A 14,693-nucleotide genomic window follows, 5' to 3' on the forward strand; every position below is an offset into this window, starting at 1 on the left:
GATCGCGCGTCGCTGCACGTGCTCCCTTACGCCGTACCCTCACCCCAACCCCTCTCCCCAAGGCAGAGGGGCTTTTGTTTTTTGATGTGACTTAACTCATGACTGATCCTTTCACCAGCGACGGCGCCAAGATGCCGCCCAAGCCCTTCACCATCGAAGAGGGCCGCCGGCAGGTGCGCAGCTTCGTGCTGCGCCAGGGCCGCTTCACCCCGGCGCAGCAGCGCGCGTTCGACGAGTTGTGGCCGCGCTTCGGCCTGGACTACAGCGGTGCGCCGCGCGATCTCGATGCGGCCTTCGGCCGTCCCGCACCCAAGGTGCTGGAGATCGGGTTTGGCAATGGCGCGGCATTGCGCTTTGCCGCGCAGCAGGACCCCAGCCGCGACTACATCGGCATCGAGGTGCATGCGCCCGGCGTCGGTCGCCTGCTCAATGCGCTGGACGAGGATGGCAGCACGCATGTGCGCCTGTATCACCACGACGCAGTGGAAGTGCTCGAACACGAGATCGCCGATGGCGCGCTTGACGAGGTGCGCATCTACTTCCCCGATCCGTGGCACAAGAAGCGCCACAACAAGCGCCGCCTGATCCAGCCGGCGTTCGCGCAGCTGGTGGTGCGCAAGCTGCGCGATGGTGGCCGCCTGCATGCGGCCACCGACTGGGCCGATTACGCCGAACAGATGTGGGACGTGCTCGACGCCACCCCGGGCCTGGTCAATCGCGCCGGCCCACGCGGCCACGTCGAACGCCCCGCCTGGCGCCCGCAGACCCACTTCGAAACCCGCGGCCAGAAGCTCGGCCACGGCGTGTGGGATCTGGTTTATGACCGGGATTCGGGGGCGGGGATTGGGGACTCGTAACAGCGCTTCCCCGCATACTCGACGCCGCAGTCGCCTGACCAATCCCCACTTCCGAATCCCGAATCCCCGCCCCGATGGACACCGCGCTGACACTGACCAACGATATGAAGCTCGTCCTCGGGCTGGTCGGTTTCACGATGGCGATGTTTTTGTTCGAGCGCATCCGCGCCGACGTGGTGGCCTTGATCGTGCTGGTGGTGCTGGGCGTCACCGGGCTGGTGGCGCCGGAAGAACTGTTCGGTGGTTTTTCCGGTAACGCGGTGATGAGCATCATCGCCACCACCATTCTTGGTGCGGGGCTGGAGCGCACCGGTGCGTTGAATCGCCTGGCGACCTGGTTGCTGCGGCGCTCGCACGGCAGCGAACAACGCCTGATGATGATGACGCTGGCCATCTCCGGCTTGAATTCGTCCTTCATGCAGAACCCGTCGGTGATGGCCTTGTACCTGCCGGTCGCCTCGCGGCTGGCCACGCGCACCGGGCTGACCCTGCAACGCATGCTGCTGCCGATCGCCGCGGCCATCGTGATGGGCGGCGCGCTGACCATGGTGGGCAATTCACCGCTGATCCTGCTCAACGATCTATTGGTCTCCGCCAACAACAACCTGCCCTCGGGCATGGCCAGCATCGAGCCGTTGACGATGTTCGCGCCGCTGCCGATCGGCGTGGCCTTGCTGATCGCCGCACTGCTGTACTTCCGCTTCTACGGCGACCGCAAGCTGATCGAAGAAGAACGCCTGATCAACGAAGGCGTCACGCCCTCGCGCACCGAAAGCTATTTCGCCAAGACCTACGGCATCGACGGCGACGTGTTCGAGCTCACCGTCAGCGCCGAAAGCCCGTTGGTCGGCATGACCCTGGGCGAGGCCGAAGCGCTGCACGACGCGCCGTTGCTGCTGGCCCTGAAGACCGGCAACGACACCCGTCTGGCGCCGCCGGCCGACATGCGCATCTGGGTCGGCAGCGTGCTCGGGGCGATGGGGCCGCGCCAGGAAGTGACCGACTTCGCGCAGAACCAGTTCCTGCGCATGTCCTCGCGCCTGCGCAACCTGGGCGATCTGTTCAACCCCAGCCTGGCCGGCATTTCCGAAGCATTGATCCCGCCCAACTCGCGGCTGATCGGCAAGACCGCGGCCGAGTTGCGCCTGCGCAAGCAGAGCGGCATCAGCCTGCTGGCGATCAACCGCGACAAGCAGGTGATCCGCGAAGACGTGCGCAACGTGCCGCTGCGTGGCGGCGACATGCTGGTGTTCCACAGCATCTGGCAGGACCTGGCGCAGGCGGCGGAAAGCCGCGACTTCGTGCCGGTGACCGACTTTCCCAAGGGCGAGCAGCGCCCGCACAAGTTCAAGATCGCCATGGCGATCTTCGCCTTCACCATCCTGATCGCGCTGACCTCGCGCTTGCCGGTGGCACTGACCTTGATGACCGGCGTGGCCTGCATGCTGGTCAGCGGCGTGCTGCGCATGGACGAGGCCTATGCCTCGATCAACTGGAAGACCATCTTCATGATGGCCGGCCTGATTCCACTCGGCTGGGCGATGGACAGCAGCGGCACCGCGGCCTGGGTGGCGGGCCATACCATCGACCGCCTGCCCGAAGGCATTCCGGTATGGGCGCTGGAAATCAGCCTGGCGCTGCTGACCACCGCGTTTTCGCTGGTGATCAGCCATGTCGGCGCCACCATCGTGATGGTGCCGATTGCGGTCAACCTGGCGCTGGCCGCCAACGGCAACCCCACCGCATTCGCGTTGATCGTGGCGCTGTCGGCGTCCAACAATCTGATGACGGCCTCCAACCCGGTGATCTCGATGGTGGCCGGCCCAGCCAACTATCAGCCGCGCGAGCTGTGGCGCGTGGGCGCACCGCTGTCGCTGATCTACATCGTGGTGATGGTGTCGATGATCAACCTGATGTTCTGGTGGGCAGCGCGCTGAGCCGCACCACTTTCAGCAGTCACCCAAGCACCACCTGCTCACCCTCGATGCGCACCGGCACCGCCAGCAGCGACTGACCGCGGCACGGGCCGCTGATGCATTCGCCGCCGGTGAGCTCGAACGCTGCGCCATGCGCTGCGCACACCAGATGGCCGTCCTTGGTCTTGAGGAACTGGCCCGGCGCCCAGTCCAGCCGGCGGCCGGCGTGCGGGCAGACGTTCAACCAGGCGCGCACCTGGGCGCCGTCGCGATACAGCACCAGGGACTCCGGGCCGCCGTCCCAGACCGCTTCGACTTCCAGAAATCCGGCGTCGGGAATCTGCGCCAGTTCGACAAGCGTGGTGGACGATGACGAAGACATGCAGTCTGCTGTTCGAGAACGGACTGCGATTGTGGCATGCGCCTGCATCGCCCCGACGCCACGCGGCGGGCTGCAATTCGCCGCTTGCCGGCCCGTACGGCCGGTGCTCCGGGCTGCCAGAGCGACAATCGCCCAGCACACCTGATGTGATGGATTTAACAAAACGAGCGAACGTTTAACGAAGTTTTCACTCAATGACATGAAACCGCAACGATACTGCCTGCCTGTTTCCTGCCCGGCAGCCCACCGCCATGCCTGCACGCATCTTCCAACTCGGTAACCTCCACCACCTGTTTGCCCCGCGCAAGCCGCGTCACCCGCTGGTGCGCGTGGCCGCCGGCCTGGCTGGTCTGGTCATCCTTGCGGTGCTGATCTTCTTCAGCGTGTTCGTGGGCGCGGCGATGATCCTGGGCGGCATTGCCTGGAAGCTGCTGAGCAAATCGAACCGTCGCACGCCGCAGCACACCCGCGTGGTCGAGGCCGAATACCGCGTGGTGCGCAAGCCTGCGCTGCCGTTGTCGCACTGAGGCACCAGTCCACCGCCTTCAGCGCGGTGAGCATCCAATCCCGAATCAGTCGCGCAGGTATTGACCGGTCTGCGCGAGTTTGCGTGCGCCGATGCAAGCCGTGATCGCAGACCTGCCAGCCAGACGTTGCGCCGCACTGCACGCTGCAGCGCGGCGGTTTCGTCATGCACGGGCAAACGGCTAGACTCACGTGCCCCGTTCCCCAAGGATGCGTGCATGACCCACGATGTGATTCCCGCCGCCGATGTTCCGCGCATTCCGGTGGTTGGTGGCGGCAACTTTCCGGTGCACCGCATCTACTGCGTCGGCCGCAACTTTGCCGATCACGCGCGCGAGATGGGCGCCACTGCGCCTGCCTCCAAGGCCGAGCGTGGCCAGCCGACCTTTTTCATGAAGCCTGCCGATGCGATCGTGGTCGGCCACGGCGACCACATTCCGTACCCGCCGGGCACCAAGGAACTGCACCACGAAGTGGAACTGGTGGTGGCACTGGGCAGTGATGCGCCGGCCGGCGAGTTGCCGGTGGAGCAGGCAGAGGCGCTGATCTATGGCTACGGCGTGGGCCTGGACCTGACCCGACGCGATCTGCAGGCAGCGGCCAAGGCCAAGGGCCTGCCGTGGGACATCGCCAAGGGCTTCGACCACTCCGCGCCGATCAGCGAACTGGTGCATGCCGGCGAAGTGGGTGCGCTGGAGGCCTTGAACCTGTCACTGGAAGTCAACGGCCAGGTGCGTCAGCAGTCGTTGCTGGATCAGATGATCTGGAACGTGCCGGAGATTTTGCATGAGCTCTCCAAGCTCTACGCATTGCGCGCGGGCGACCTGATCTTCATGGGCACGCCGGCCGGTGTCGGCCCGCTGCTGCCCGGCGATCAGTTCAGTGCGCGCCTGGAAAACGTTGCCGAGCGCCACGGCATCATCGCGGGCTGACACGCGGCCCGCTACGATCACCCTGCGGCAGTTGGTCCGCGACCGCATCTGGAGTGCGCTATGGGAATGGTCAGCGAATTCAAGCAATTCGCGATGCGTGGCAATGTCATCGACCTGGCGGTCGGTGTGGTCATCGGTGCAGCGTTCGGCAAGATCGTCACTGCACTGGTGGAAAAGATCATCATGCCGCCGATCGGCTGGGCCATCGGCAATGTGGATTTCTCGCGCCTGGCCTGGGTGCTCAAGCCAGCCGGCGTCGATGCCACCGGCAAGGAAATTCCGGCAGTGGCGATCGGCTACGGCGATTTCATCAACACCGTCGTGCAGTTCGTGATCATCGCCTTTGCGATCTTCATGGTGGTCAAGCTGATCAACCGCCTGACCCACCGCAAGCCGGATGCTCCCAAGGGCCCGAGCGAAGAAGTGCTATTGCTGCGCGAGATCCGCGATTCGTTGAAAAACGACACACTGAAGACACCGGGCGTGCCGTAAGCGGACACATCCGCTGCGCAACTTCGCGCGGGAGGATGACCTTTCGCACGCAGACGGGGGACCTCGCGCTGATAAGCTCGGGGTCCCCTTGTCGTTGGAGCCGCCCTGCATGCGTCGCCTCGCTGTTGCCATCTCTGCCCTACTCGCCTGCACACCCGCGCTTGCCGCACAGACCACCATCGCCGATGGCGCGCTGCGCACCGCCGCGCAGCTGCGCGAGCAGGCCCTGGCCGACACCACCGGCTTTGCGGTGGTGGAATCGTTGACCACCGAAGTGGGCCCGCGCATTGCCGGTGGCGAGGCCGATCCGCGCGCGGTGGCCTGGGCCAAGGCCAAGTTCCAGTCGCTGGGCTTCGACAAGGTGTGGACCGAGCCGGTGAGCTTTCCGAAGTGGCAGCGGCGCAGCGAACAGGCGGCGGTGATCGGCGCGCATGCGCAGCCTTTGCACATCACCGCACTGGGCGGCAGCCCGGGCGGCACCGTCGAAGGCGAGGTGGTGCGCTTCGAAAACCTGGCCGCACTGCAGGCCGCGCCGGCCGGCTCGCTGGCCGGCAAGATCGCGTTCGTCGATTACCAGATGACCAAGGCGCGCGACGGCAAGGATTACGGCAATGGCGGCGCGGTGCGCAGCAAGGGTCCGTCGGAAGCGATCCGCAAGGGCGCGATCGGCTTCGTGATGCGCTCGGCTGGCACCGACTCGCACCGCGTGCCGCATACCGGCATCACCCGTTTCGATGAAGGCGTGACGCCGGTACCGGCAGCGGCATTGTCGGTGCCCGATGCCAACCAGCTCGCGCGCCTGACCGCGCTGGGCAGCACGCGTGTGCGGTTGGCGCTGGATTGCGGCTGGGATGGCACCGCGACCTCGTACAACGTGATCGGCGAAATCACCGGACGCAGCAAGCCGAAGGAAGTGGTGGTGATCGGCGGGCATCTGGATTCGTGGGATCTGGGCACCGGCGCGATCGACGATGGCGCCGGCGTGGCGATCACCATGGCCGCGGGCCACCTGATCGGCCAACTCAAGCAGGCGCCCAAGCGCAGCATCCGCGTGGTGGCCTTCGCCAACGAGGAGCAAGGCCTGTACGGCGGCAAGGCGTATGCGGCCGCGCACGGCAAGGATGCCAAGGACATGGCGCTGCATCAGATCGGCGCGGAGAGCGACTTCGGTGCCGGGCGCATCTATGCGTTCAACACCGGCTCGGCGGCACCGGACCAGTCGCGCGCAGCGACCAGACAGATTGCCGAGGTACTCGCGCCGTTGGGCATCGCGTATGAGCCGAGCAAGGGCGGCCCCGGCCCGGATGTCGGGCCGATTTCCGCCAAGGGTGGCGCCTGGGCATGGCTGGCGCAGGATGGCACCGACTACTTCGATCTGCACCACACCGCCGACGACACGCTGGACAAGATCGACCCCAAGGCGCTTGCGCAAAATGTCGCGGCCTACACGGTGTTTGCGTACCTGGCGGCCGAAGCCGATGGCGATTTCGGCAGCCGCGCAAAAAGCGTGCAGCCGCCGAGCGAATAACTGCATTTGCAGACGTCGCGGGCGCACCTCGGTTGAGTGCGCGCGGCACAGGGCACGCGCACGCTGCGCGTGATCTGTGCCGATACCGACATCGCAGCGACGATTGCCAGCGGCCAGGCACGTCCTGGTCGCTGCAGGTCTCGAGCACGCCACCCGCCTTTCGCTTCCACTCCAGGACGAGCACACACAATGGCGGCCAAGCGCCAACGCAGTGCGAACAACGCGGCAACCCTGCTGGATGTCGCCAAGCACGCCGGGGTCTCGCCGATGACCGCTTCGCGCGTTATCAACCGCCACCCGCATGTCGGCGAGGAGATGCGCGTGCGTGTGGAAGCCTCGGTCCAGGCATTGGGGTATCGCCCTAACCTGGCCGGCCGTTCGTTGCGCACCAGCGGCCTGTTGCGCATCGGCGTGCTGTACAGCAATCCCAGCGCGGCCTACCTCAACCAATTCATGCTCGGGCTGCTCGAACAGAGCAGCCTCAATGGCAGCCAGGTGCTGGTGGAAAAATGCGGCGCCATCCGCAGCCAGCGTGCCGCCACCGAGCGTTTGCTGGCGGCCGGTGTGGACGGCGTGATCCTGCCGCCCCCCCTATGCGATTCGCGCCAGACCATCGCCGAACTCGATGCACGCGGCATCCCGGTCGTGGCGGTGGCGAGCGGCGCACCGATGGCGCAGATCAGCTCGGTGCGCATCGACGATTACCAGGCTGCGCGCGCCATCGTCGATCACCTGATCGAACTGGGCCATCGCCGCATCGCCTTGATCAAGGGCGACCCCAAGCACACGCCCAGTGCGTTACGTGCCAATGGCTATCTCGACAGCCTGCAGGCTGCCGGCCTGCCTGTGGCCGAAGAGTTGATGGCAGACGGTCTGTTCACCTATCACTCCGGCCTGCTCGCCGCGCGCAGCCTGCTCGCGCAGGCGCAACCGCCTACCGCCCTGTTCTGCAGCAACGACGATATGGCGGCAGCCGCCGTTGCGGTCGCACACGGCCTGGGCCTGCGCGTGCCCGAAGATGTATCGGTCGCCGGCTTCGACGACACCCCGGTTGCCACCACCATCTGGCCCGAACTCACCACCGTGCATCAACCGGTCACCGCGATGGGCCGCGCGGCGGTGTCGCTGCTGGCCGATGCGATCCGCCAGCGACGCAAGGGCGCTCCCGCGCAGGGCGTGCATCAGGTGATGAAGTACACCGTGGTCAAGCGCGGCTCGACGGCCGGGCCACCGGCGCGGTAAGCGCCGCATCGATCGGCATCGGGTAACGCCTGCGGCATCACGCTAAAAAAACGGCCACATCGCTTCCCGACGATGCGGCCGAATGGGAGGGTGCCTGACGTTGCCGTCAGGCGTACTGCAGCGCCGCACTCAGCGGCGACGGGAAGAAAGCGCAATGACCGCTTGGAGAGCGACAACAGCGAAACATGCGCGACCCAGCGCGGGGGTGCGCTGGGTCGCACAACGGTGCAGCCGGATCAGAAGCGCAGACGCAAGCCCGCGTAGTAACGACGCTCGAAGATGTTCTGGTCGTAGTAGTGGTTGGTCCACTGCGCGTAGCGCCGCTCGCTTTCGCCGGTCAGATTGGTCGCCTGGGCGTACAGGGTCAGGTGATCGTTGACGTCGTAGCTGAAGGACGCATCGAGATAGCCAACGTCGTCGTTCCAGATCGCCAGCTCGTCGCCCCAGGCACCGCTGTTGACCTGACTGAAGCGCTTGCTGCGCCAGTTGTACGCCACACGCGCCTGCAGCTTGTCCTTCTGGTACCACAGCACCGCGTTGGCCTGATGCTTGGAGTTGTCGCCGATCGGCAAGGTGTTGCCGTCGATATCGGTGTTGTCGGTGTCGGCGTCGGAGAAGGTGTAGTTGATGTTGGTACCGAAGCCGCTCAACCAGCCGGGCAGGAAGTCGAAGGCCTGCTGATACCCCACTTCAAAGCCCTTGATCTTGCCGCCACCGCCGTTGACGATGCGCTCCACCGGGCCACCCAGTCGCGCCACGCCATCGGCATCGGGCAACAGTTCGATATTGGTCACCGTGGTGGGGAACGACTTCACATCGATCAGGAACGCACCCACGCTGACCAACGACGCATCGGAGAAATACCATTCCCACGAGGCGTTGTAGTTGGTGGCGCGATACGGATCGAGATCCGGATTGCCGGAGCGGCCATTGAGGAACAGCACCGCATCCGAAGGCAACGCGGGGTTGCGCGGTGGCGTGCCGTTGACCGCATAGAAGCTCACCAGCCCGCGCCCGAGATCGGGCAGGTCCTGGCGCGCCACCGCCTTGTTGTAGGCAAAGCGCAGCTTCTGCGCATCGGTGATGTCCAGCGACAGGTTGGCGGTGGGCAGCACGTCGGTGTATTGGCGGTTCAGGCGATTGGTACCGATCGCCGGGCTGACGCCGTTCCATTCGACATTGCCGATGAACACATTGCCGCTGCTCAGGTACTGGTCGATCGCCAGCTTGGTCTGCACGATGCGCGCGCCGATGTTGGCCGTCCACGGGACCGCGCTGCCGGTACCGCCTTCCAGATTGGCCAGAAAATACGCTGCGGTGCTCTTTTCGGTGACCTTGTACGAATCGGCGGCCTGCTGGTAGGCCACGTTGCCGGGGTACAGGCTGTTGAGATAGCCCACCGGGTCCTTCATGACCTGCGGGTTGATCGCCGGCAGGCCCTGGCTGCCCAGGCCGGTGACCTTGAGCGGATCGAAATCGTTGAAATACGCCCAGTAACCGGGAATCGAATTGAACGGCAGCAGGCGCGCTTCGGAGACGCCGCTGCAGGTGTCCACGATCAGCGGATCCTTGAAGTAATACAGCGAGCGGTTCGGGTCGGCGCAGCTGGTCGATACCGGCGACAGATAGCGATAGGTATCCAGCTTGACCTCGCGCTCGCCGTAGCGGATGCCGAACTGGAAGCCGCGCACCACGCCCTCGTCGAACTCGAAGGTGCCATCGGCGCGGAACGCGTCCATCGTCGCTTCGATCTTGTTGCCCTGCGCCCAGGTCGACATCAGCTGCCAGTTGTCCGGGTTGGACACGTCGGTGCCGAGGTTGACCGCCGGATAGGTGCCACGGAAATCCACCGAGGCATCCACTGTCGGCAAGCCGTTGGCGTTCGCCCACTGCGTGACGCCGCCGGCGCGCGTGATCTGGTCGCCACGCGTCACCACCGCATCGGCACGCGCTTCGTCGTAGGTGCGCTGTGCATCGCCATGCACCCAGCGGAACGAGGCACGCAAAGGGCCACCATCATCGAAGCGCAGCTCCAGATTGGTGTTGAGTGCGTCCGAGTCGGCAACGCCGGCCATCGAGTGGGCCTGGAAGCGGTTGTAGCGGAACTGGCCGTATTCCAGCACGCCGTTGGAATCGACCACCGACCCGGGCTGCAACTGGTTGGTGGCCCAACCGGTGTGCAGCTGCGCGGCCACCGAGGTGTCCTGGTCTTCGAGCTTGGTGTAGGCCGCATCGGCCAACACCGTCCACGAATCGTTGATGTTGAACTGGAACGAGCCGTTGATGCCGGTGCGCTGGCGATCGGTGCTGCGGTTGTCCAGTTCGGTGGCGACCCAGTTATAGAAATAATCGCGCGGCAGATTGCTGGGGTCGGTGTTGCTGCCGATGCGCCCGTCGCCGTTGAAATCGAATCCCACATTCTGCTCGGTGGATTTCTGCGCGCCATTGGAATACACGCTGGGGTGCTTGTTCTCCAGCGTGGCGTCGGAGTACGACACGGCCAGCAACGCGCCCCAGCGCTCGGTGCGGAAGCTGGCCAGCCCCGAGTACAGCTCGTTGAGTTCCTGCACGCGGTCGCCGTAGGAGCCTTCGGCCTGGCCGCTGAAGGTCCAGCCTTCCGGCAGGTCGAACGGGCGCCGCGTCTTCAGCGAGACGGTACCGCTGATGCCGCCATCCAGATCGGCGGCGGTCGGCGACTTGATCACGTCCACGCCACTGAACAGCGTCGGCGGGATATCGACAAAATCCGGCTGCGCGCGGCCGATGTTCGGCTGGCCGTATTGGTCGCCGCCACCGGCGCTCAGGTACAACTCGCCGTTCATGGTGGTCTGCACCTGCGGCATGCCGCGGATATTGAGCTGCGAGCCCTCGCCGGCCGAACGCCGGATCTGCACGCCGGGCACGCGTTGCAGCGAATCGGTGATGGTGACGTCGGGCAACTTGCCGATGTCTTCAGCAGAGATCGAGTCGATGATCTGCGCAGCGGTGCGCTTGTTCTCGATGGCCTCTGCCTGCGCGCCGCGCACGCCCTTGACCATGACCTTGTCCAGGTCGGTGACCCCGGCGGCATTGCCGGCGTCCTGTGCGCCTGCGCTGCCGGCAAGCAGGGTGAGTGCAGCCGCGAGTGCGGCGGCCAGTGGGGTGTGGCGGGTGTTCGAATGCAGCTTGTTCATGGTCCCCTCCCAGGGATGACGACAATCCACGACCGTTTCGAATGGCATTGCAGCAACGGCAATGCGGTATTGGCTGACGCGCAATCGGCGCGTCAGTGCGAACGCCGTGCGGGGGCACGGCGCGGCAACGCGCTGGCGCCGCTACGGAGGCCCGTTGGCGACGCCTGTTGATGGTTCGACATTCCAGCCGCGCACCTGCAGCGTGGCATTGCGCAAGCTCGCCGCGGACGGGCCGCGGATCTCGATCTCGCGCTGCTCGCCCGGCACCAGGCTGAGGTAGTTGTCGCTGTAGTACGCCGGCAGGATGCGTTGGCCTTGCGCATCCACCAGGGTCAGCTTGGTGTTGAGCGCAACCTGCTGCGAGGCATTGCGCACGCTGGCGCGCAGCACCGGTTCGGCGCCCTCCTGCAGCTGCGTGCTGAGCTGTACCGGCACTGCCGCCAGCGCATCCAGACCGCGCATGGCCGCCGCATCGCGCGCCACCCAGTAGAAATTGCGCGAACGCACGACCGCGTCGCGATCGAGCAATTGCAGCCGCACAAAGCCAAGGCCATTGGTGTCCTTGAGCAACGGCGCCAGTTGCAGCACCGGTGCCGACACCGCAACCGCCGCGGCCTCCAAAACTTGCTCGCGCTGCTGCAGCAGCTTTCCGTCGGCGGCATAGACGTCTGCGCGCACGCGCAGGCCGCTCACCGGCTCGGCCGCATTGTTGACCACCACCACCTCGTGGCCAGGCAGGTTCATCTGCACATGCAGCATCTCTGCCGCATTGCGCACACCGTAGTAGGCCGCGTGGGTGTCGTAGTCGTGGCTGTAGATCTGCCACATGTTGCTGGGCCAGGCCGGATGGCTCATCCATAGCAGCCGCCCGCTGTTCTTGCTCCACAGCTGCGCGTTGAAGCCTTCAAAGATGGCGCGATGCGTTTCGTAGTTGAGCAGCTGCGCCTTGCGTTCGAAGTCGGCCAGGCTGGTCGGCGCGCCGAGCTTGTCGGTCAGCGAGCGCATGAAACTGGCGGTGTCGCCGTTACCGGACTGGTGCCAGTCGTGATATGCCCAGGCATCGCCGATCGGCCACTGGTCCTGCACCGCAGGTACCGATGCCTGGAACGCCTCCAGGGTGGAGAACGAGGGCGTGCCCACCTCCACCGAAAAGCCCTGCGCCAGCTTGTTGAAGTACGCCACCGGCTCGCGGTAGTTGTACGGGCCGCTGCCCTGCAGATTGATCTCGTTGGAACTGCCGGTATACCAGCGCGTGCCATCGAGTTCGGCCACCAGCTGGTCCAGGCCTTCGTTGAGAATCGGCGCCGGCACGCCTTCGTTGCGTCCGAACCACAGCACGATGGAAGGATGATTGCGGAAGCGCTTGATCACCTCGGCGGCATTGTCCAGAAACAGCGCCGCGTCGGCCGGCTCCATGTTGTAGTTCTGGGTTGACTGCCAGAAGTCGTTGAGCACCAGCATGCCGTATTCGTCGGCCAGCTCGAAGAAGCTGGCTTCGGTGTTCTGCCCCACCCAGTTGCGCACCACATTGAAATGCGCATCGCGCTGCAGGCGGAAGTATGGCTCCAGCCGCTCGCGCGAGACCCGCTTGCGCCAGTCGTCCATGCCCCAGTTGCCGCCCTTCACCGCAATACGCACACCATTGATGCGCAGTGCCAGATGCGGGGCCAGGCTGTTGTCGTCGAGCTGCTGCACCGCCGGCGAGGACAAGGCGCCGGGATACAGGGATTGCGCATTGCCGCCGGGTACCGGACGGATCGCTGCATGCCGCACGTCGACGATGCGCTCGCCGCGTTGCCGGGCCTGATTGAGATCGACCAGGACGCGGCGCAGCGCGCCATCGTCGTCGAACAACGACAGTTCGTAGGTCACCTGACGAATGCCGAAGCGCAGCTGCTGCGCGTCCGACGGCGTACCGGCCACTTCGACACTGGCCTGCAAGGTATACAGCGCAGGCTCGCCATAACCGTTTGGCCACCACAGACGCGGATTGGCGACGACCAACTGCGGCGTATCCGCAGCAGTGAGCTTGAGCGTGCTGCCACCGGCCGGCACGTTGACCTCGCGCCGGATGCGCACATCGCCAAAGGCCAGCTGCACCGTGCCCTGCACTGCTGCGGCAGTGTCGTTGCGCAATGGCACGTTGATTTCGAGTTCCGCGCGGTGATGATCAGGTGCCAGCTTCGCGGTGATCACTTGCGTATCACCGAGCGCCACTGGACCGGTGGCATGCAGCTGCACGTCCTGCCACAGACCGGCATTGCGATCGCGCACCGCCGGAATCCAGTCCCAGCCTTCGCTGGCGATGAAGGTAGGCCCGTCCAACGCCTGCATGCCGCCATTTTCGCCGACACCGGCCGTCATCGACTGTTCGTGCGCGATGCCGGGATGCGGTGGTGGCGACACCCGTACCGCGACGACGTTCCTGCCCGGCTTGAGCTGCTTGCTGACATCGAAGCGACCGCGTGCGAATGCGCCGCGGGTACGGCCGACCTGGGTGCCATTGACCCAGATCTCGCCGGCATAGTTGATGCCGTTGAATAGCAGCTCCAATCGCTTGCCTTGCAGTGCTGCAGGCAGATCGAAACTGCTGCGGTACCACCAGTCCTGCCGGCTCAGCGATTCGGGAATCGCCATGTTGTTGAGGCCGATATCCGGATCCGGATACACACCACGATCGACCAGCGTGGTGAGTACCGTGCCCGGCACGGTCGCGGCGCGCCAGCGGGTCTTGCCGGCAGCGTAATCGCTACGCGACAGCGTCGCACCGCTGGCCTGACCGAGCTCTGGTGCCGCAGCGAGTTGCCATGCACCGAGCCGCCATGCGGCAGCATCCAGCGGCTGCAGCGCAGGCGCTTCCGACACCGGCCTGGCGACCGGCACCGGGAAGGGCGCGGCGCTGCGCGGCAGGGTCGCCGCCGCTTGCGGTGCGAGTTGCCCTGCCATCTGCTTGACCTGCACGCGCCAGCCGGGCGATGCGTCTTCGAAGCGCTGCAGCGCAGGATCCGGCGCCTGTCCGGCAAGCCGTGCGATGGCTGCAGCATCCAGCGCACCGGACTGCGCGGTGAAGCCTGCGATCTCGCCGCCGAAGTGCTGCGTATACGCCGCCGGTTGCTGGCGCGGACCGAACACCAGCGTGGGCGCGACCGCAGTTTGCTGCACGTTGCCGCTGGCCACCTTGCGACCATTGGCATACAGGCTCAGGCGCGTGCCCTGCGCAATTGCGGCAACCTGCGTCCAGACGCCGGCGCGCAGCGGCTGCTTGCTGCGCAGCACATGCTCGGCACCTTGGGCGAAGCCCAGCAGGCCGTTGTCGATGACGAAGAAACGGCCAGCCGCCTGCGGATCACCGAGCCCGGCAATCAAGGCCGGGCCGGTGGTCCCGCTGGAGGGCCGCACCCAGGCGGACACGCTCCAATCCGCATCGGCGGCCAGCAGCGGTGTTCCGGCAGCGAGCTTCTTGCTCAGCCCGAGACCGCCCGCGAGCACGCGCACGTCGTAGGGACCGGGCGGATCGGCATCGGCGGGTGCAGCCTCCACTGCAGTCCAGGCGATGCAAGCACACAACAACCACAGCGCTCCACGGCGGAACGCCTTGCGAACCATCAGCATTAGAGGCCTCTCCCAAGCTCTACTGCCAAGCAAC

Annotated in this window: 10 protein-coding genes; 7 read left to right on the plus strand and 3 right to left on the minus strand. The window is 65.6% G+C overall.

The annotated features are described in order from the left end of the window. Positions 1-98 precede the first annotated feature (98 nt). Together trmB and AC1PLS_RS15925 are read left to right on the plus strand one after the other, a co-directional pair. A complete protein-coding gene (gene trmB, locus AC1PLS_RS15920; protein ID WP_053045691.1) occupies positions 99-857 on the plus strand; it encodes a tRNA (guanosine(46)-N7)-methyltransferase TrmB in 759 nt (252 codons plus the stop codon). A 74-nt stretch (positions 858-931) separates the two neighbouring features. Beyond that, the gene (locus tag AC1PLS_RS15925; RefSeq protein WP_024940321.1) at positions 932-2,794 is read left to right on the plus strand and encodes an SLC13 family permease; all 1,863 of its coding nucleotides are present in this window, start codon (positions 932-934) and stop codon (positions 2,792-2,794) included. Between the two features lie 19 nt (positions 2,795-2,813). Here AC1PLS_RS15925 and AC1PLS_RS15930 read toward each other — a convergent pair whose 3' ends face one another. Beyond that, a complete protein-coding gene (locus AC1PLS_RS15930; RefSeq protein ID WP_039512348.1) occupies positions 2,814-3,155 on the minus strand; it encodes a Rieske (2Fe-2S) protein in 342 nt (113 codons plus the stop codon). Positions 3,156-3,406: 251 nt separating this feature from the next. Between AC1PLS_RS15930 and AC1PLS_RS15935 the strand changes: the two genes are divergently transcribed. The 5 genes from AC1PLS_RS15935 (at position 3,407) to AC1PLS_RS15955 (ending at position 7,874) form a co-directional block, all read left to right on the plus strand. Continuing rightward, on the plus strand, positions 3,407-3,682 hold the full coding sequence (locus AC1PLS_RS15935; RefSeq protein ID WP_053045694.1) for a hypothetical protein: 276 nt from the start codon (positions 3,407-3,409) through the stop codon (positions 3,680-3,682). A gap of 216 nt (positions 3,683-3,898) precedes the next feature. Then, a complete protein-coding gene (locus AC1PLS_RS15940) occupies positions 3,899-4,612 on the plus strand; it encodes a fumarylacetoacetate hydrolase family protein (protein WP_039525784.1) in 714 nt (237 codons plus the stop codon). A gap of 60 nt (positions 4,613-4,672) precedes the next feature. Then, positions 4,673-5,104: a large-conductance mechanosensitive channel protein MscL gene (gene mscL / locus AC1PLS_RS15945; RefSeq protein ID WP_024940317.1), complete on the plus strand. Its 432-nt coding sequence runs from the start codon at positions 4,673-4,675 to the stop codon at positions 5,102-5,104. A gap of 109 nt (positions 5,105-5,213) precedes the next feature. After that, entirely contained in the window at positions 5,214-6,632 is a 1,419-nt protein-coding gene (locus tag AC1PLS_RS15950) for a M28 family peptidase (protein ID WP_104576713.1), read from the plus strand. Between the two features lie 189 nt (positions 6,633-6,821). Continuing rightward, complete coding sequence (locus AC1PLS_RS15955) at positions 6,822-7,874, plus strand: LacI family DNA-binding transcriptional regulator (RefSeq protein WP_184433700.1); 1,053 nt, start codon at positions 6,822-6,824, stop codon at positions 7,872-7,874. A gap of 236 nt (positions 7,875-8,110) precedes the next feature. On the opposite strand, the gene AC1PLS_RS15960 is transcribed toward AC1PLS_RS15955, so the two are convergent. Together AC1PLS_RS15960 and AC1PLS_RS15965 are read right to left on the minus strand one after the other, a co-directional pair. Continuing rightward, positions 8,111-11,047 carry a TonB-dependent receptor gene (locus tag AC1PLS_RS15960; RefSeq protein ID WP_102585144.1) on the minus strand — a complete coding sequence of 979 codons (2,937 nt, stop codon included), beginning with the start codon at positions 11,045-11,047 and terminating at the stop codon, positions 8,111-8,113. A 141-nt stretch (positions 11,048-11,188) separates the two neighbouring features. Next, positions 11,189-14,659, minus strand: coding sequence for a glycosyl hydrolase 2 galactose-binding domain-containing protein (locus tag AC1PLS_RS15965; protein WP_184433697.1), 3,471 nt, complete (start codon positions 14,657-14,659; stop codon positions 11,189-11,191). Between the last annotated feature and the right edge of the window lie 34 nt (positions 14,660-14,693).

This window comes from Xanthomonas sp. NCPPB 3218 (assembly GCF_056725185.1).